The 18,996-nt window shown below is 48.6% G+C and carries 19 protein-coding genes and 1 pseudogene; 7 read left to right on the top strand and 13 right to left on the bottom strand.

The features are described 5' to 3' along the window. Positions 1–23: 23 nt before the first annotated feature. On the top strand, positions 24–524 hold the full coding sequence (locus tag FBQ74_RS16180) for a hypothetical protein (RefSeq protein ID WP_139757645.1): 501 nt from the start codon (positions 24–26) through the stop codon (positions 522–524). Between the two features lie 153 nt (positions 525–677). Then, complete coding sequence (locus FBQ74_RS16175; RefSeq protein ID WP_139757644.1) at positions 678–1,262, top strand: porin family protein; 585 nt, start codon at positions 678–680, stop codon at positions 1,260–1,262. 40 nt (positions 1,263–1,302) lie between these two features. Here the strand turns inward: FBQ74_RS16175 and nagA are convergent, their stop codons facing one another. The 8 genes and pseudogenes from nagA to FBQ74_RS16135 form a co-directional block, all read right to left on the bottom strand. Further along, positions 1,303–2,418 carry an N-acetylglucosamine-6-phosphate deacetylase gene (gene nagA / locus FBQ74_RS16170; RefSeq protein WP_139757643.1) on the bottom strand — a complete coding sequence of 372 codons (1,116 nt, stop codon included), beginning with the start codon at positions 2,416–2,418 and terminating at the stop codon, positions 1,303–1,305. Positions 2,419–2,431: 13 nt separating this feature from the next. After that, positions 2,432–3,304 carry a BadF/BadG/BcrA/BcrD ATPase family protein gene (locus tag FBQ74_RS16165; RefSeq protein WP_139757642.1) on the bottom strand — a complete coding sequence of 291 codons (873 nt, stop codon included), beginning with the start codon at positions 3,302–3,304 and terminating at the stop codon, positions 2,432–2,434. A gap of 60 nt (positions 3,305–3,364) precedes the next feature. Further along, a complete protein-coding gene (locus tag FBQ74_RS16160) occupies positions 3,365–4,270 on the bottom strand; it encodes a phytanoyl-CoA dioxygenase family protein (protein WP_139757641.1) in 906 nt (301 codons plus the stop codon). Positions 4,271–4,401: 131 nt separating this feature from the next. Further along, on the bottom strand, positions 4,402–5,562 hold the full coding sequence (locus FBQ74_RS16155; protein ID WP_139757640.1) for an SO_0444 family Cu/Zn efflux transporter: 1,161 nt from the start codon (positions 5,560–5,562) through the stop codon (positions 4,402–4,404). Further along, positions 5,559–5,984 carry a Zn(2+)-responsive transcriptional regulator gene (gene zntR, locus FBQ74_RS16150; RefSeq protein ID WP_139757639.1) on the bottom strand — a complete coding sequence of 142 codons (426 nt, stop codon included), beginning with the start codon at positions 5,982–5,984 and terminating at the stop codon, positions 5,559–5,561. Before zntR ends, FBQ74_RS16155 begins: the two co-directional genes overlap by 4 nt. Positions 5,985–6,047: 63 nt before the next feature. Then, complete coding sequence (locus FBQ74_RS16145) at positions 6,048–7,772, bottom strand: alpha-amylase family glycosyl hydrolase (protein WP_139757638.1); 1,725 nt, start codon at positions 7,770–7,772, stop codon at positions 6,048–6,050. Positions 7,773–7,970: 198 nt separating this feature from the next. Then, positions 7,971–8,921: an alcohol dehydrogenase catalytic domain-containing protein gene (locus FBQ74_RS16140; RefSeq protein WP_139757637.1), complete on the bottom strand. Its 951-nt coding sequence runs from the start codon at positions 8,919–8,921 to the stop codon at positions 7,971–7,973. Between the two features lie 129 nt (positions 8,922–9,050). Beyond that, positions 9,051–9,248: pseudogene (locus FBQ74_RS16135) on the bottom strand (MFS transporter); the annotation flags it as partial. 161 nt (positions 9,249–9,409) lie between these two features. On the opposite strand from FBQ74_RS16135, the gene FBQ74_RS16130 reads away from it, so the two are divergent. Genes FBQ74_RS16130 through arsB form a run of 3 tightly spaced genes read left to right on the top strand, consistent with a single transcriptional unit; the run spans position 9,410 to position 11,244 of the window. Continuing rightward, on the top strand, positions 9,410–9,751 hold the full coding sequence (locus FBQ74_RS16130; RefSeq protein WP_139757636.1) for a metalloregulator ArsR/SmtB family transcription factor: 342 nt from the start codon (positions 9,410–9,412) through the stop codon (positions 9,749–9,751). Next, positions 9,748–10,218, top strand: coding sequence for an arsenate reductase ArsC (locus FBQ74_RS16125; RefSeq protein ID WP_139757635.1), 471 nt, complete (start codon positions 9,748–9,750; stop codon positions 10,216–10,218). Before FBQ74_RS16130 ends, FBQ74_RS16125 begins: the two co-directional genes overlap by 4 nt. Positions 10,219–10,230: 12 nt before the next feature. After that, positions 10,231–11,244, top strand: a complete 1,014-nt coding sequence (gene arsB / locus FBQ74_RS16120) for an ACR3 family arsenite efflux transporter (protein WP_139757634.1) — start codon at positions 10,231–10,233, stop codon at positions 11,242–11,244. Here arsB and FBQ74_RS16115 read toward each other — a convergent pair. Both FBQ74_RS16115 and FBQ74_RS16110 read right to left on the bottom strand, forming a co-directional pair. Beyond that, positions 11,241–11,687 carry a DUF3859 domain-containing protein gene (locus FBQ74_RS16115; protein ID WP_139757633.1) on the bottom strand — a complete coding sequence of 149 codons (447 nt, stop codon included), beginning with the start codon at positions 11,685–11,687 and terminating at the stop codon, positions 11,241–11,243. The genes arsB and FBQ74_RS16115 overlap by 4 nt on opposite strands. A gap of 96 nt (positions 11,688–11,783) precedes the next feature. Next, entirely contained in the window at positions 11,784–12,356 is a 573-nt protein-coding gene (locus tag FBQ74_RS16110) for a flavodoxin family protein (RefSeq protein WP_139757632.1), read from the bottom strand. Between the two features lie 215 nt (positions 12,357–12,571). Between FBQ74_RS16110 and FBQ74_RS16105 the strand changes: the two genes are divergently transcribed. After that, complete coding sequence (locus FBQ74_RS16105; RefSeq protein ID WP_139757631.1) at positions 12,572–15,079, top strand: PKD domain-containing protein; 2,508 nt, start codon at positions 12,572–12,574, stop codon at positions 15,077–15,079. Between the two features lie 62 nt (positions 15,080–15,141). On the opposite strand, the gene gpmA is transcribed toward FBQ74_RS16105, so the two are convergent. Together gpmA and FBQ74_RS16095 are read right to left on the bottom strand one after the other, a co-directional pair. Further along, positions 15,142–15,888, bottom strand: coding sequence for a 2,3-diphosphoglycerate-dependent phosphoglycerate mutase (gpmA, locus tag FBQ74_RS16100; RefSeq protein WP_139757630.1), 747 nt, complete (start codon positions 15,886–15,888; stop codon positions 15,142–15,144). Between the two features lie 501 nt (positions 15,889–16,389). Next, positions 16,390–17,445: an alpha/beta fold hydrolase gene (locus FBQ74_RS16095; protein WP_139757629.1), complete on the bottom strand. Its 1,056-nt coding sequence runs from the start codon at positions 17,443–17,445 to the stop codon at positions 16,390–16,392. 182 nt (positions 17,446–17,627) lie between these two features. On the opposite strand from FBQ74_RS16095, the gene FBQ74_RS16090 reads away from it, so the two are divergent. Beyond that, complete coding sequence (locus FBQ74_RS16090) at positions 17,628–18,248, top strand: flavin reductase family protein (protein ID WP_139757628.1); 621 nt, start codon at positions 17,628–17,630, stop codon at positions 18,246–18,248. A 51-nt stretch (positions 18,249–18,299) separates the two neighbouring features. Here FBQ74_RS16090 and FBQ74_RS16085 read toward each other — a convergent pair whose 3' ends face one another. Continuing rightward, positions 18,300–18,776 (bottom strand): DUF2721 domain-containing protein, encoded by a 477-nt coding sequence (locus FBQ74_RS16085; protein WP_139757627.1) that lies wholly within the window; start codon positions 18,774–18,776, stop codon positions 18,300–18,302. Positions 18,777–18,996 lie beyond the last annotated feature (220 nt).

Below are 18,996 nucleotides of genomic sequence, written 5' to 3'. Positions count from 1 at the left end.
GGTGAAAAGATACGGAGACCTTAATGAACAACTATTTATCCTCTTCTTTACTTCTTTCATTCGTACTCGCCGGCTGCTCGGGCATGTCATCAGAGCAACAAAGTAAAATCGATGCGATGTCTGATTGTGAGAAGGTCACGGCACTAGTGCGCTCTGCTGAGAATGGGTTTATGCCGCTTAAGGGGGCTGAGGTCAGCTCAAAATTTATGACCTCCTGGAATGCCAAAGCGCAGCTGGTGGGTGATAACTGTAAGGTTGTTGAAACGAGTGACGGTACCATGCAATACATGTGTAGTGCGCAGTATGCATCAGAACAGGAAGCACAAAATGTTCATGATGATGCACAAATGCTGACCCAGCGTTGTCTTGGGGATACCTGGCAAGCCAGCACGGAGGAGGCGCCAAGAAGCCGTACTACTACCATGGAAAATCCACAGGAACCGGCACGTATCTTACTGACCCTGGGACAGGGATACGATAAGCGCAAACCCTGGATCGTAAGCTTTAAAGTTGTAAGACAGTAATATCACGCTTTTACAGCTATCAGGTATGAATAGTGAGACCTGTCTGCACAGATAGAGACGGCATAATTACTTTAATTCCTTCAATTAATCTGGTTACTATCTATTCGCTGTTCGCGCACATAGGCGAATATGGAATTATTAAAGGAATAAGTTATGAAACGTGTACTAATGGCCTCTTTATTAGGGTTGTGCAGTGCAGGTGCTGCTGCAGTAGAGCCTGTTTATGATTATGCGTCAATTGGCTATAGCCAGGCGGATATTGATAACAGCGACGGCTTTCAACCTTCTGGTGTGAAAATCTTCGCGTCTAAAGCGCTGACAGATCATATTTTCTTAAACGGCTCGTTTAGTCGACTGAGTGATGATGTCGACGCTTTCGATCTGGATTTTGATGAGGCATCGCTGGGCGTTGGCTATCGTTACGGGCTAACCAGTTCAACCGATGTGTACGGTACACTGAGTTATGAGTACGTAAAACTGACTGCCAAAATAGGTAGTCGTTCAGAATCTATCGACGATAACGGCTACGGCCTGACCGCTGGGGTGCGCACGATGCTGACGCGCAGTTTTGAGTTGCGCGGCGCGGTTAAGTTTATTGACGTGGATGAAGGCAGCGACACCGGTGTATCAGTGGCTGCCGATTATTTTTTTACCGATCAGTTTGCGCTGGGTGCAGAAGCGTCAATTGGCGATGGTGTAAATACTTACGGTGTAAATCTTCGTTATAATTTCTTCTGATCGGGCGGGATTGCGTATAGCGGCAGCCCCGGTTTGGTACCTACACCGAGGTAACGTTCATTACATCTAAAGTGTCATCCAGCAGCACAAAGTTAGCCCATGACCCCTCGGCAAGGCGGCCAATACCGGGATTTTTCAGGAAGTCCGATGGCGTTGCAGTGGCCATTTGCAGGGCCGCGTAAAGATCGGTTCCTACTACGCGATGGGTATTTTGCACAGCCTCTGCCATCGTCAGATTTGAGCCTGCCAGTGTTCCATCTTCCAAATTTAGCGTTTCACCACGCTGATAGACATTAACACCCTGATAGACAAAGTAATCAATATCGCTGCCTGCAGGCGCCATTGCATCGGTAATCAGCATGGTTTTGTCTGTACCTTTAGCCCGAATCGCCACTGCAGCGCTTGCCGGATGAACATGATGCGTGTCATTAATCAGGCCGCAATACACGCTGTCATGATACAGCGCTGCGCCCACTACACCTGGTGCGCGGCTGGTCAGCGGCGACATAGCATTGAACAGGTGGGTAGCCCCTGTCGCGCCTGCTTCAAATGCTGCCATACACTGCTCAAACGTGGCATTAGTATGACCCACACTGACAATAACACCTGCTGAAACCAGTGCTTTAATTTGTTCGCACGACACTGCTTCAGGGGCAACGGTCACCATAACCTGACCTATCTCTTTTCTACTGAACAGCGTCATTTCGGCATCAGTGAGCGGGCGCAAATGTGCATCACTGTGCATGCCCTTTTTCGCCTGACTCAGGTGTGGGCCCTCAAAGTGAATACCCACCACCCTGGACGGGTTCGCCGCATGTACTTCGGCAACAGCGTCCGCACCCTGGCGCATAATGTCTATATCGTCGGTAATTATGGTGGGCAGCATGCTGGTGGTGCCAAACTGTCGGTGGGCCCTGGTCATGATGTGCAGCGTATCCGCGCTGGGCTTATCATTAAATTGCACACCACCGCCTCCGTTGACCTGAATATCAACAAAGCCCGGCACGACAAGCCCGGCCAAATGTGTGGCATTTTGTGTATCTGCTTTTGAAGCGTCGGGAGTAAATGCTGTAATCACCCCTTTATCTTCGCTAAACAACACGTTGTTTAGCAGGGTCCGGCCATCGAACAGGGTTTCGGCAAAATAATCAGTCATAATCTGCGCTGTTTTAGATTGAAGTTGAAGAAGATCGCGCTAACCATATCGCGCCTTGTGTAGGCGTTGCCAGCGGTTCAGCTAACCCCGCCTGCACATTCGTGTCCAGCCAGGGACGCCATAAAGGCGCCAGTCCGCCGGTCATTGCTATACGACCTGGCGTGAATGACTGTATCCGGGTAAAAATCCGGGTCAGATACTCACTGCCTTTTTGCATGATTGCTCTGCTAACGGATTCACCCGACGCAGCCTGTTGGATGACAAGCGGGGCAAGAGTGGCGTAATCGACAGAGCGAAAATGCAGACAGTGGGCAACGAGCGCCTCACAGGTGTGCAATCCTAACGTTGTGCAGGTCTCTTGTGCCAGCTCATTGGGCGCAATCAGGCCATCCAGGGAGTGCAGCGTACTCTGCAAGGCCTGCCAGCCAAGCCAGGCGCCGGAAGCCTCGTCCCCTAACGGGAAGCCATGGCCACCCAGTATTTTCTCAGTGCTGGCGGTTTTGACATAGGCTGAACTGCCGGTGCCTGTGATAATCAATGCGCCCGTCTGCTGTAAGTGCGCGCCGGCACAGGCAATGTGTAAATCCGTGGTATAAGTGATATCGAAAGGGAGTGCCCACTGCCGCGCAATGGTGGCATACTTGTCAATATTGAGACCCGCCAGGCCAGCAACTACGCGCACGTTGGCTCTATCTTCAGTGGGAATGTGCTGTAATAGCTGATCACATAATTGCGATACTGAGTGAAAAGCCTGCCCGGCATTTTGTGCAACATTTGCAGGGCCTGTCTCAAGCTCTTTTACCAACTGTCCCTGAGCAGACTCGAGGCGCGCCCGGCATCGTGTGCCGCCACCGTCGATTCCCACTACCCATTTCGCCTTTGTCACTTTTTGCCAGCCTGAAAATCTATTTTGTCGGCTAAGTGTAACGCGCGGCGATACAAAACCCTATAAGTCAGCGGCAGGATTTTTCTCGCTGGCTTGTTCTGTTATCTCGGCAAATATTGTATCGCGTTTTTTAAGCTGACGAGGATGGGCTCTGCCATGGCTGAGAAGGTTTCGGTGTGACGTAAAGGTCAGGTTCAGCAAAACGCGTCGTTCGGCTCCCTGAGTACGCTTATGCAAAGATTCCACATTCTCAAAAAATACCGTGCCGGCCTTTCCGGTAATGGGCATTATATCGTGATAAAGCGAGGAATAGGCATGCTCGTCGCTCACCCCGCCGCTTATTAATGTACGCAGCGACATGCGCTTGTGTGAACCTGCAATAACAACATGGTGGGAACTCGTTATGCTGACATCCGTCAGGTAAACAAACACATTGAGCGACTGCCAGCCGGCATAATCATAATGAAAGTGATTTTGCGAAAGCGGCTTTTTTCCTGTCTCAGGATTGGTGACAAATATAGAAGATTCAATCAGAACAGGCTCGCATTGCAGGTATTCGCTGACCACATTGATAATTGCAGGATCACTGGCAATTTGCGCTACGTGCTGGCTAACCTCATGGGACTGATGATATTCAGCGGCAGGTAGCTGGTCAGTAATGTGCGTCATACTATCGGTAAACGCCTGCGGCAAAACCCCCGCTTTATATACCCCGTTTGCGTCCAGAGCAGAGGCTATTGCTCTGGCATTAAGTTCCGGCATCAGCGATTTGTCAGTGGGACGCCAGCGGGCAGGGCCACGAAAAAACTGAATTAAAGCAATGATACTGTATCGCCATGGTCCGAAGTGGATGAGCTGACGACAAATTCTGATTGTCTCTGACAGGTGAAAACGTCGGGTAGTGCGACGTGCCCAGTTGAATAACCGGGAAAAGAATCTCGCGCGCGAGGCAGGATAATAAATCATAGTGCCAGTCCGTGGTACAACGCATCTTCCTGATGCAAATTGGCTCAATATTGTTTTAAAAATAAGCAAAAATCAATAGAAAAACGCCGGATAACATCAAAGAAACTATCTGCCTTCCATGGCAGTTTTTGCTAATGACAGCAGTCTGATTGGGATGACGATGTCTGAAAATGCTCTATTGTCTGATTAGCCAGGTTCCTGACCATAAGCAGTGCTAAAACCAAGGCGCTTATCACGTAGACAATTTGCGTATGTTCGCCGTGTTCATGCATCGCACCAGCCGTTACAATCAGTGGCTGCAGTGAGAACGCTGATACTGCCCAGTTCAGCGTATAACCCAGAGCGATACTGGCAGTTAAAACAGAAAACAGGTACAGCATTAATGCGCGCCGACCCAGCTCTTTTAACATCATTCCCATGGTCGATACGTTTGTCGCCGGGCCCGCCAGTAAAAATACCAGTACCGCACCGGGCGATAAGCCTGCAGCCAGAAAGCCGACAGCCAGCGGGGTTGATGCGGTGGCACAGATATACATGGGAATGCCGATAAGTGCCATGACCAACATTGCTATTACGCCATCACCCCACTGCGTTAAGAAGTCGGTGGGTACCCAGGTTTGAATCGCAGCTGCCAAAGTGAGTCCGAACAGCAGCCACAGCGTGATATCTGAAAGCAGCTGCCCCGTGCCGAACGCCCACATCGCTTTTGCTTTGTCTCGCGCCGGGGTCTGCCGCAGCGTTGGATGTTTACTGCCACACGCCGAGGCTTGCGCATCTTTAGTGCCGCAACAGCCTGTCGCTTCAGCGGGCTCGGGGGTTGCACTGCTACAGCATGAGGATGCGTTTGCCGATGCTGCCACTGGTTTGGATGGTGCATCAGCGGGCGCAAAAAACTTCACCATCAAGCCGGCATAAATTGCACTAAAAATAGCAGCAAAAGGGCGGACAATAGCGTATAGCGGGCCAAGGAGGGCATAAGAGACCGATACCGAGTCGACGCCGGTTTCTGGCGTAGATACTAAAAAAGATACGGTGGCCGGTTTTGAGGCACCGCTTCGGCGCAGGCCCACCGCAGCTGGGATAACACCGCAGGAACACAATGGCAGCGGTGCACCAATAACGGCCGCTTTTGTAACCGCGCCCACACTGTCACTGCCCATATGGCGCTGTAACAGTGATACCGGTACTAACTCATGCATGATGGCTGCTACCAGCAATCCAAGCAGTAGCCACGGGGCCGATTCCATAAACAGCGCGAGAAAATTTTCAGCTAACAAATACAGATCATTCATAACGGGTTATCCGATTCCAGTAACTGCAGGATAGAACAATGTTGAGCGCTTTGTGCGCCCCCGCCGCATGCGGTATAGAGGGTTTTCAGCGAACGCTGAATACGCTCCAGTTCTGCGATTTTTTCACTGACCTTCTGAAGCTTTTGCGCGGTACGCTGTTTCACTTCTTCGCAGGTATGGTCATCAGGATGAAGTTTGAGCGCGAGCAGCTCACCAATTTCTTCTAACGTAAAACCAACTTGCTTGGCACGCTGAATAAATAGCAGGCGTGTTCGATCCTCGTCACTAAACAGACGATATCCACTGGCAGAGCGCATGGTTGCGCTAATCAGCTCTTTGCTCTCATAGAAGCGAATGGTGTCCACCGAGACATTTGCCTGGCGGGCCAGTTCACCAATTTTTAATGTAGCCACAGTAGTCATGGTGGCAAGTATAAACCCTGGAGTAAACTCCAGGGTCAATAGAATTATTAAAATGGGGTGGTTTTACTGCCCGCTGAAGATAAAAATACTATAGGGAAGCAAGCTGGCGCTGCTTCCTTCGACAGAAAATGTGTTAGTGACATCTTCATGTTGCCAGGCGAACAGACATTGCGGATTTTCAGGTAAGCCCGACAGCGAATAGTTTTCCAGCGTGCGATTGGCCAGCGACATATACACCCATACTGGCTGGGCATTGTGCTCATCGGTACGCATAAATCCTATGACTTTGTTTTCGTCATCCTGATGTACTATCTCGGTGAAGGCGCCGGTGAGCCCCGCACTGTTTCCATGTTGGTTAGTGCGAAGTGCAATCAGCGCTGTAAACGCAGCAACGATATCGTTAAATTGTTTGCGTCGTTCCCAGTCAATGTCATGAACATCACTAAACCAGCCGTGCTGTTTAAATTCCTGCCCCTGAAATAACATCGGGATACCACATGTCGTCAGTACCAGAGCCGCAGCTATCACCGCTTTGTTGTGAGCAAAAAAGTCATCATCTACATTACCCGGTGCGACCTCTTCAACAACCCGGGCGCGGCCGTTGGCAACTTCATCATGGGACTCGGTGTAGACCACGCGGGAAAATGGCCGCTGACTGTATGTGTGTGATACTGCAGTAATAACCGCATTAACATCAATTCCGCTGTCATCCGTTGCGGTAAGCGCCGCCCTGACCGGATGCACAAAGCCGGCGTCCCATTGCGCTGTATAACCACAGCCTTCTGGCGGCGCATCGGTGATAAAATGATGGCTGTGCAAGTCTTCGGCGATAGTCACTTTGTGGTCAAATTCATCAGCCACCATCTGATTGATTTCTTTAATCATAACGTAGGCTTCAGGAATATCGTCACTGCCATCATCGATGCCTGATACGCTTCGCATATAGGGCACCATATCCATGCGCAAGCCATCAGCTTTAAATTCACTTAGCCACATGCGCGCATTATCGATAAAGTACTGGCGTACCTCCTGACGACCGTAATCGGGGCGTGTATCCCCCCATGGCGTGCTGCTTCGCTCGTCATTATAAAAGTAAATGCCGCCTTTATCATTTTCACTCCAGCCATCAAACTGCCACAGGTCTAAATCGCTGGGACCAAGGTGGTTATACACTACGTCAAGAATGACGCCAATACCGCTCTGATGGGCAGCATCTATAAAGCGTTTGAGGCCGTCGGGACCGCCATAGGCTTCCTCAACAGCGAACGGGTAGGCGGGGTTATATCCCCAGCTTTGGTCGCCGGCAAACTCATTCACTGGCATCAGCTCAATCATCGTAATGCCAAGATCTTTCAGTGCATCTAAGCGCTCGATAACTGAATCGAAGGTGCCAAAAGTTTCTCCGGATTTTCCAAAGGTGCCAATGTGCATTTCATAAATTACCTGCTGATGAAGCGCAGGCGGCTGGAAGTCGTGAGTTTGCCAAACGTAATCGTCGTCATAGATAATACTGTTACCCACGCTGTTAGTCAGATGCCGTGCTCTGGGGTCGTTTTTTGAAAGCTTATTGCCCTGGCTGTCTTCGATAACAAATTTGTATTCATGACCATTACGGGCAGCCTTATTAATGCACCACCACATTCCGCCCTCGGCAGGTTCCATCGACTGGTCTTCCCAGTCGTTAAATGTGCCAGTGAGGGCAACCGCTTTTGCATTGGGAGCCCATACTGAAAACTGATAGCCGTTTTCTAAAGGGGTAACGCCGAGTCGTCCATCAAACGCAGACATGTTAGTTCTCCAGGTAATGCGCCGTGAATTGGCGCAGAACTGCTCAGCAAATGTGGTGCCATTACTGTGACATTACCTGAAGCGCTTAAGACTAAAGCGCTGCGGGACTGGCGGGGTATTGTGCCATTAATATAAACGGCAATAACGGCACAATGAACAGAATATTTTACCGGGCGTTGCTACCTGACTGCCCTGGTCTTATCCGGCAGTGTCGAGCACTGTTTTTTCTTTGGTTTGCCGACTATGCGACAGCGCATGATTCATTTCACTAAAAGGAAAAAGAACAGGGTCATCGACAGTAACAAGACCTGCCTGAATATCTTCCAGCAACGCCTCACCATCTTTCATCAGCGTGGTCCAGGCTTCTTCATCGCCATACTGGTGCAGCGCGCCAAGCGCGACTTCATGGTATGAGATAGTACGTGTAAACGCAGGGTCTACCGGCTTTTCGATTCTGCCCTGAATACAAACGATATGGCCGTTAGCCTGTAGGAGCGAAACTAGTTCTGTGGCGTTATCAGCGCTTACCGCATCAATAACAGCAAAATACTGGCGGGATAAGTTTTCCTTATTGCGGTGTACTGTTGTAATACCCAACGCGCTGGCCTCTTCTTCATCAAGGCTGCCTGACAATGCATGCACCTCATAATCGGCACGTTTTAAAAACTGCACGGTCAGTTTGTTTACTGCTCCCAGGCCAGCAACCAGCACTTTTGCACCCGGACTTGGTGGCAGTTTGCTGACTGCATGCCAGGCGGTCAGCATCGGGCAGGGTAGCGCCGCAGCAAACTCAAAGGACATATTGCGAGGTAACTGCATAACCCGGTTGGCTTTAACAATAGTAAATGCGGCAAAACTACCGTTTTGCTGCAATGACTGATGATAAGTGACTTGCTGACCGATCATCGCCTCATCAATTTCGGCGCCTGTGGCCACAACTTCACCCGCACCGTCAACGCCGGGGATTCGCCCTTTTGGCCAGTTTAGCGGGTCATCCTCAATAAACTTCCAGTCAACCGGATTAATACCGCTGGCTTTGTTTTCAATAAGGATTTCATCGGGCGCAAGGTCGGGTAGTGGCGTCTCTTCCTGATAAAGCGCGCGTCCTGCGCGATCAAAATGCCAGGCCTTATTCTTTGTAGCAGTCATATTTGTATTCCTTGCAGATGCACGGCGTATAGCGCAGTGCATCTGCATGTTGGTTTTAAGTTTATCTGTTACTTAAACGGTCAACATTGCCCGGTCGGTTTATCCTGCATAAAAATACTTTATTAAGAATCAGGTCCTGGATGGAATAGCATCGCTGGCTGCACGTTTATCAAGATGACCTGAAAACCGTGTTAGCAGCAGCGCGCTGAAGGTAATAAGCGCACCAATCCAGGTTGTGTCCTGCAGCGTTAACTGCTCAACAATAGCGCCACCGGTCACAGAGCCAATGGCAATGCCGATGTTAAAAGCTGCAATATTGAGCCCTGACCGTCGGGAGTCGGTCAATGCAATGTTTAAAAAAACAGCGCAATCTCTTCGTGCATCACTGCGTTTCTGGATTTTAACCAGCCAAGACTGACGCTGTAGGTAGACAGCCGCGTACAAAACAAATATGATAATTCATATATCTGTTATTCCATATTTGTTTAATGTCTCCATTATCTTTTTATAAATGCCTGGCAGATGACACGCGTCTGAAGATTCTGTTGTTACTGGTTACGCACAAATCACTGTGTGTATGCGATCTTATTGATGCGCTGTCGCTCAGTCAGCCGAAAATTTCGCGCCACCTGGCGGACCTTAGAAAATGCAACGTTGTTGAGGCTCAGCGTCAGGGGAAGTGGATGTATTATCAACTTCACACTGGCCTGCCGGAATGGGCGCAGCGGGTCTTAAAAACCACCGAGCAAGCCAATCAGGACTATATGCAAGAAGCTTATAATCGATTGGAGCATGCGATGTCGAACAACTGTCAGGAAACATCATCATGAAAATTCTATTTATCTGCACACACAATCGCTGTCGAAGTGTGCTCAGCGAAGTGATTGTAAATACCATTGCCGAGGGAGAGATCACCGCTCAAAGCGCCGGTAGTGAGCCTGCCGGTGAAGTGCATCCCCTGACAATAAAGTATTTGCATGAAGCCGGTTACCCCACCGACGGCTTGAAAAGTCAGTCATGGGACGATTTTGAGCAGTTTCAGCCAAGGGTTGTCATCACCGTTTGCGACGCAGCTGCGGGTGAGACATGTCCGATGTACTTTTCCCGCGCTCTGAAAGTGCACTGGGGTCTGCCAGATCCATCAAAGGTCACTGGAACTGATGAACAGAAAGCGCGCGCTTTTGAAGATGTCATCAGTGAAATTGAAACACGTGCCCGTGATTTAAAAGCAATAGCACGGGCGGATTTAGAAGGGGATGCATTGCGTGTCGCCCTGAATAAACTAGGCGCAAAATAACAGGAGCAGTAAATGGGTTTTTTCGAGCGCTATTTGTCGTTGTGGGTAGCACTTTGTATTGTGGCTGGTGTTGTTGCCGGAACTCTGGCCCCCGATTTTTTTGCCGCGGTCTCACAGTTTGAGGTAGCTCATGTCAATCTGGTGGTGGCTGTACTTATCTGGCTGATGATTTATCCCATAATGATTCAGGTAGACTTTGCGGCGCTTAAGGATGTAGGCAAGAAGCCAAAAGGGCTGATGCTGACACTGATTATAAACTGGTGGGTAAAGCCGTTTACCATGGCGTTGCTGGGCTGGTTATTTTTTAAAGGGCTGTTTGCTCAGTGGGTCGACCCGCAAACCGCCAGTGAGTATATCGCCGGTATGATTCTATTGGGTGTGGCGCCATGTACCGCGATGGTGTTTGTATGGAGCCATCTGACCCGTGGTGATGCTAACTACACGCTGGTTCAGGTGTCAGTTAACGATGTTATTATGATTTTCGCATTCGCACCACTGGCCGGCCTGTTGCTGGGCGTATCAGATATCACCGTACCGTGGGACACATTGCTATTATCAGTGCTGCTTTACGTAATACTACCGCTGGTGGCAGGGTTTATCACTCGTACCCTGTTGCTAAAGCGCGGAGAAAAGGCGGTTATCTCGCTGGTGGATAAGCTCAAGCCGCTTTCAATTGTGGGGTTACTGGCAACGCTGATACTGCTGTTCAGCTTTCAGGCGAATACGATTATTGAAAAGCCTCAGAGCATAGTGCTTATAGCGATACCGCTATTGATACAGACGTACGGAATCTTTGCTATTGCGTACTATCTGGCGAAACGGCTGAAGTTACCGCATAACGTGGCGGCACCAGCATGCATGATAGGTACATCAAATTTCTTTGAGCTTGCTGTTGCAGTCGCTATCTCACTATTTGGTCTGCACTCCGGGGCCGCGCTGGCAACCGTTGTAGGCGTACTGGTGGAGGTGCCTGTGATGTTATCGCTGGTCTGGTTTGCCAACCGTACTCGCCACTGGTTTGCCTAATACCCGCGGGGACGCAGCTTTCCCCTTTTCCAGAATGAGGCGCCTTCATAGGGCGCTTCATCTTCTACTTCAAACGTTTTGTCTGCCACTATTCGCCCATCAAGTTCCAGTGTCATGCGCCACGGGCCGGTCTTATTAGCCACAGGCTCCCACAATGTATCGCCCAGATAAAAATCCCAGTCATTGTTACCAACATACTCTAGACCGTCAAAAGGAGGCATTGGGTGTCCATCCTCGTCCGGGATATCAGGGTGATAAATACAGTATCTGAGCTTTGCGTTTTTCGCGCGCTTGATATTGACGATGTAGCCAAACTCAATATCAAGCTCGCAGGGGATCCGGGTCGTGAATCGATCGATTTTGGGCAAGGCTTTGGATTTGGCATCCCAGTGTTTGTAAATACCGTAACTGACTATCTCAACAGTGGGTTTGTGTTTCGCCATACCGCGCTGACTCCTGTGCTGATGTGCGCGGTATTATAGCAAAACACGATAGATGAAACTAAGTTGCCCGACACGTAAAAATGCCGGGCATCATATCTATCCCACCCACTTTTCAGTTACTTCAAGCACGCGCTTAGCGTAGGCTTTGGCTGTATCCAAATCGCCCTGGCAGGGGGCTTCATCCGCGTCGGCATCTATCGGTGACTGTGCCATTAGTCCAATAAATGCGCCTACATAATTTACATCGTTACGATCAGCATCATTAGTATTCGCTGGCTTCATACCCATGTTCGCCCATATCATGCCATGCTGGCCAGCCAGCGTAACAAAGTAGTGTAGCGTAGAATGCTTATCGCCATTCATTGACCCTGAGTTAGTAAAGCCACCAGCCACCTTGTTGCGCCACTTGTCCTCAAACCACCGTTTACTGGATTCATCAGCAAATTTCTTAAACTGCCAGGACGCCATGCCCATATAGGTAGGTGAGCCGAAAATAATGGCATCAGCATCATCCAGAACAGACCACTGACCGTCTGTGATATCGCCATTTTCGTCAATCTCGATAAGCGTGTTTTGTGCTGCCGCGTGCTGCTCAAGTTCATCAAAAAACGCATTTGCCAGACGCTTTGTGTGGCCGTAGCCACTGTGAAAAACCACTGCTATCTTCATATCGCAACCCTTCAGTTAATAGTGTTAAGCCATTACGCGTCAGAAAGAAAAATGGTGCTTATTTCATCACAAAAGTGGAAGGAAAAGTGTTGCTCTGCTATACAGTATCGGCTAACTACTAAATTTAAGTTAGAAAGATCATAGATAATAAATAAAAATTACCGGCATGGATGCCAGCGGCGAACAACGCGTGCCGGAAAAAGGGAGAATAAATCTTGAAACGATTGTCCTTGTTATGTGCTTCATCTGTACTTGTCCTCACCGGATGCGGCGGCAGTGATGACAAAGAAAAAGTAGTTAATAACACCCCACCGGTTATTGAGCTGCAAAGTACCAGCAGCAGCCCTGAGAATAAGCAAACCACTGTATCGGCAACGGTCTCAGACCCTGATGGATCGGTCAGTACCATGCAATGGAGCGTCACTGATGGTGATGCCGAAATTATTTCAGGTGGCCAGACCGACACAGCGGTTATTAAGCTACCTGCAGTAGAGTCCGATGCAACAGTCACCCTGCAGTTAACGGCCACCGATGATGCCGGCGACAGTACTCAGCAAACTACTACCATTACCGTCAATCAGATTGAACCATCAGTCTCAATGCAGGAATCCTATACTGCAGAAGAAAAGACAGATGTGACGATTACCAGCGATGTTGACCTTGATCACGGTAGTATCGCTTCCTACCAATGGACGCAGACTTCCGGACCAGAAGCGCAGCTTAGTGGCACTGATACAGACTCTTTACAGTTAACTTTACCTGAGCTTGATAACGATGCTACAGCAACGTTTGAACTTACCGTGACGGATGATGATGGCGATACGGCTACCGCCTCCACATCGGTAGAGATTAAGCGCATCACGTCTTCGCTAACCATCAACGGACTGGCAACCGATGCGCCCTTAGACAACGCTGAAATTACCGTGTTGCTTAATGGCGAAGAGTATATGGACGGGATTGTTACCGATGCCAGCGGAAATTATTCGTTTACGCTGGAAGTTGATGAGTCGCAAAACAATGCATTTGTGGCGATCAAAGCTAAAGGTACGGGCGACCAGGCTGCTGCGGGACTCATTTCATTGCTGTCTAATGTCGACACACTTATTGAAGACAGTCAGGGGGATGGGGTGCTGGATATTGATGATAATCCGGGCACTACCGTATCGAACATTACCACTGCAAAATACGCGCTGATGAAACGGGCTGCGAAGGATAAGGATATTTTTTCTGAAGAAACCGTGGAAGAAGTCAGTGAAGAGGTGGACCCGCAACTGGTCCTGAAACTGGCTACCGCCATCAAAGTTGCCATTGATAAAGCCACTACCGCAGAAACCCAGTTACCAGAAGGGGTCACAGATACACTTGCGTTAATAGAAAGCGAAGAGCAGACGAACGCCTATGTCGAAACAGTGGTTCAGACGCCACAATTTGAAGAGGCGCAACAGGAAATATTTGAAGACCCGACGTTATTAGCAACCGATGCGACGTTTGATGATGAGTTTGTCTTCTATACGCTTCCCGCATCAGACCTTCAGAATTATTCTTCAGTACTACGGTTTTTTTCCGATCGAACCGGCACAGACGCTGGCGTCAGTTTCACCTGGCAGCCAGATGGCGCTAAACTGTTGCTTACTTATGGTGGCGATGTCAGGTTTGTCAGTTTTCCGTCTAAAACAAATGCTGCCGGAGATACTTACCAAGTCTATCAAGAAAATATACCAGTCAGCAGAACCTACACGCTTATTTCCGATAATGGTAATACGCAAGACTTTCTCATGACCTATGTGAATGAGATGCGCTACCCGGACAATCCTGAGTTCGAAGCGGAACGCTCCGGATGGACAGAGCTTCTGACTGTCAAAAAGACTATATCACCCATTGAGATTACGGCTCCAACCCGCCTGTATCTGACTTTACCAGAGTCAATAGTCCTGCAGGATGACGACACGTCATATGATCAAACGTACTACGAGCAATTTGACCTGAACGCTGATGGTTCGGCTACGGCGCTGCTAACAGATCAGCAAGTGTCTTGGTCCCTTGATAATGGCGTTCTAACAATCGAAGGTTTTTCAAGTAAAGCGCTAGTCAGCGAAGCAGAAGCGCTTGAAGGCAGCACACTGGTACTCAGAAAATTTTCTGAAAGACGTAGCGGTGATGTTCTTGCGCTGGAAGTTCGGGATGAAACGGGAAAACCTGTATATCGACATGATGCTGGTGTGCTGGCTGTTTTCAAATCTGACGAGGAGTCATGGAGCGCAGATAGTGTTCCGGGCATTTACGGTTACGATACCATACTCGGTGAGTCAGAGCTGGACCGCTTCTGGTTTGAATTAAAGGAGAATGGGCATGCATTTACCGTTTCTTCTAATGACGACAACGAGGACGGTGTACTTCAGGAGGACGAGGTTTTGGTTTACAGCGGTTCCTGGTCTATCAACGCAGAAGGCAAGTTGGTCATTACGCGCTTCTACGACAGCGATAATTTGAGCCCTTCACAAACCTGCTTTATCGAGTCAGCAAGCTGCGTACTTTATCATCAGCGGACATGGGAATTGCTCAAGCAAAATGAAAAAGATATTACCCTGATGCATGTTCACGATTTTAAGCCTGTATTTGTTGAGTACTACGGACCTTATCCGACTGACATTACTCGCGATATCCGCACACTGGAAAAGCTGGATACAGTTCCGTTTGATATTTCATCAATAGGACTGCAATAAGTTCTTATGATTGATAAAAAAAGCCGCGCTAATGCGCGGCTTTTTATTTGCTCATCAAGCTATTAGTTTGACTTACCCTGATTGGCTACAGAATTCACCATCTTCTTAATTTCTTCCGGGTCGCCCAGATATTCTTTGGAAATAGGCTTCATATCTTTGTCCAGCTCATATACCAGCGGCACACCGGTCGGGATATTCAGTTCTAAAACTTCTTCTTCGCTCATGCCATCCAGATATTTCACAAGCGCGCGTAAACTGTTCCCATGCGCAGCAATGATTATACGCTTGCCGTCCTGGATGCTTGGGCGAATAACATCGTGCCAATACGGCAGAACGCGTTCGATGGTTAATTTAAGGCTTTCCGCCCGCGGTAAAATTTTAGGGTCTACATTGCTGTAGCGACGGTCATGACCGGGGAAATGTTCACTGTCAGTGTCTACCGAAGGAGGCGGTACATCAAAACTACGACGCCACATTTTAACTTGTTCATCACCATGCTTCTCGGCGGTTTCAGCTTTATTCAAACCTGTTAGCGCCCCGTAATGGCGCTCATTCAGACGCCAGTGGCGCTCAACAGGCAGGTAATGCTGACCCATTTCCTCAAGCGCCAGGTTCAGTGTTTTGATAGCACGAAGCAGTACAGATGTATAAGCCAGATCGAATTCAAACCCCGCATCTTTCAACAATTTACCAGCATTGGTCGCCTGCGCGATGCCGGTGTCAGTCAGATTGACGTCATGCCATCCAGTGAAGCGATTTTCGAGGTTCCATTGGCTTTCACCATGGCGGATAAGTACCAGTTTATACATATAAAAAGACCCTTTGAGGCTAAGTTTGAAGAAAAAAGTTGCCCGGAATGCGTGTAAATTTCCAGCCTGATTCTTTAAATCAGACTATCATCTACTATAGTGGCTGAAAAATCCAGCCAGTACCGTGCGAGTTACCGTGGCACAAGTACTGCATACTTTAAATCAGATATATTTTGTCTATTAGCATTGAACGTTCAACCGGTCTGTTCGATGCATGAGGTGCTATTGAGACCGGTGTATTCACCAGGTTATTTGCAAAGCAAAACCTGATGCCATGGGTAGAGGTAGTTATGTGTTTTCGATATTCATTAAGTAAGTCCCAAAAGCGCGAGCCAGTTGAATCAGGCGAAAAAGCACAAGTGTTAAAGGCGGCTAAACGCTACCATTATCGTCCACGGGGAACCAGAACGTCTCCCGTAGTAACAAAACCCGTTAAAAAACAGGTTAAACGCCCGCACTGATTTTCGGTGCAGGCCCAGATCTGTGGTAGCGCTTTACAGGTTATTTATCTGACGAGGACTCTGCCGGATCGTTTGCCTGCGTCTTCCTTACTACCGCTTCTAAAAACGGCGATTTGAATCTGTCGAAATCCTCGATATGTGGCAAATGGCCCAAGTCTTTAAGTTCGACAACGGTAATATCCGGATTTCTTTCTTTTACCTCTTCACCCAGTTTATCGTAACGGCCCAATTCCCGGCTCACGCCCGGCTTTTTCAAATCCCGGCCTGGCGCTGTTCTATCGCGAGTACCGATTATTAACGTTACCGGCATATCAAGGTATTTAAAGTCTTCTATTACTGGCTGCGTCAGTATCATGTCATAAGTCAGCGCGCTGACTTTTGCCAGAATCGGCCAGTCCGGACCCTGAACCCAACCTATTAAAAATTCAGCGTGTTTCGCAAATCGTTTATTCCAGCGACCGTCGTAATAGTTTTTCTTTTGATAGCTAAGAATATCTTCCGGCATTTTTTTCAGCTCGCTGCGATAGAAGTTATTCACGTCCCGATACTCTTCGTACACCAGATAGTTTTCAAGGCCTATGGGGTTGACCAGAACCAGTCGCTGGGCTGTCTTTTTGAACATGAGCGAAAACCGGCTTGCCAGCATACCGCCCATTGAATGACCGACAACGACAGTTTTATTGATATTCAGCTTATCCATCAGGGCTTTGGTATTATTCGCCAGGGCCGCGAAACTATACTGATAATCGGTAGGTTTGGAAGATTTGCCAAACCCAATCTGATCGGGAATGAGAACACCGTAACCCTGATCGTGCAGCCAACTTGCTGTGGTCTCCCAGTAAGCGCCATTGAAGTTCTTACCATGAAAAAGTGTGACTACCGGAAAATCATCTTCAGGTGGGAGATACATATATGCCATGGTCAGGTCGCTGCCCTGTGAACTCAGCGAAAACTCACTGACCTCAAAAGGGTAAGGCATCCCCGTTAGCTGGGCATCATATTTTAATTGGTCGTAAGTGCTTGCGTCATCTTGTTTTTGTGCCTGAGCAGGCATTATGAATAAAAGGCTAAACAGCCCGATATACCATGCTTTCATTTTCTTTCCCTGGGCGATCTTATAATCCATTTATACCAAAACCATAATCCGAGGTTCATTTTGTCGGACAAATAAATGCGCGATGCAGCGCAAAATTAATAGTGAAATCGGCCTGTTAGCAATCCGCACTGGCGCATCAGTGCGTACCAACGAACAATAATGTCTACTTCGATAGGGATACAATGTCCAATAACTACCATTATTATGAACCTGGCAACGGTCACGGTCTGGCCCACGACCCGTTCAATGCTATTATCGCCCCCCGTCCGATTGGCTGGATAGCCAGTCAGGATAATGCGGGTCAGGTGAATCTGGCGCCATACAGCTTTTTTAACGCGTTTAACTACGTGCCGCCGATAATCGGATTTGCCAGTGTCGGCTATAAGGACTCTGTCAGAAATATCGAACAAACCGGTGAGTTTTGCTGGAACTTGGTGAGCGAGCCGTTGATGGAAAAAATGAATGAAACCAGCGCCTCAGTAGAGCAGGACGTGGATGAATTCAATGTCGGGAAATTGAAAAAAGCGCCTTCACGCTGTATTGATGTGCCACATGTTGCTGATAGTCCGGTGATAATGGAGTGTAAGAAAACGCAGATTGTCCGGTTAAAAGATAAAGCGCAGCATGATGTTGATACCTGGATGGTATTTGGTGAAGTTGTTGCGGTGCATATTAATAAAACCATGATAGAGGACGGCGTCTACCAGACCGTGGCAGGCCAGCCGGTATTGCGTGGTGGTGGAACGGGTGACTACTTTACTATTGATGAATCGGGTAAGCGCATCATGCCGCGCCCCGGCTAATTGTTTGAAAATGTTTCATGGCGCCTGCGCAGAGTCAGGCGCCGCATTAAACTAAAACGATGTACCTGCACGCTTTCTGTCAGGCTTATGAATGGTTCTTACAATATTGATAGAGTGCGTTGCCAGTCTTACTTCCACAAGAAACAGCACCAATGCACATATCAGTAGCAGCATCGCCAGTACGAACAACACGATAATAGGCATTTTAAGATCAATAACCAGCAGCGAGCCGGCAAATAACAAGCCGATTACCAGACATATCATCAATCCGGACGCTACGCAGAATCCGATGGCCCAGTTAGCTGCCCGGACTCTGCTCCATAAGACGATAATTTCCTGTTTGGAGCGCTCAACCAGTTGCGGGTCCGCCAGGGTCTGGATCTGACGTTCTGCAATCCGTACCCGATCAGAAATCCTTCCCAGGCGGCCAGACATGACACTCAAAAATCCGGCAATACCCGTGAGCAGGAAAACCGGGGCGACGGAGAACTCAATCAGTTGTGACAGACTGGGAATTAAGGTATCCACAATTCAATGTCCTTTGGTTTACAAACTTTGCTGCCGCCCGATGCAAGTGTCCGGCCTTTTTGAACCTTATACCGTTCGGCGGTATGAATCACTGATGTCTTGCAAGGTAGCGTTACATATAAAATCTTCAGAAAAATCATCTGAATTTGTTTTATTTTCAAATTGATATGGGTTTATTCGCACCCGGCTGCTTTTTAGGTCAATATAAGAGAAATCTGCA

This window comes from Salinimonas iocasae (assembly GCF_006228385.1).
Classification (GTDB): Bacteria; Pseudomonadota; Gammaproteobacteria; order Enterobacterales; family Alteromonadaceae; genus Alteromonas; species Alteromonas iocasae.
The sequence above is the reverse complement of the archived record's forward strand: the minus strand, read 5'-3'. Positions and strand labels throughout refer to the sequence as shown.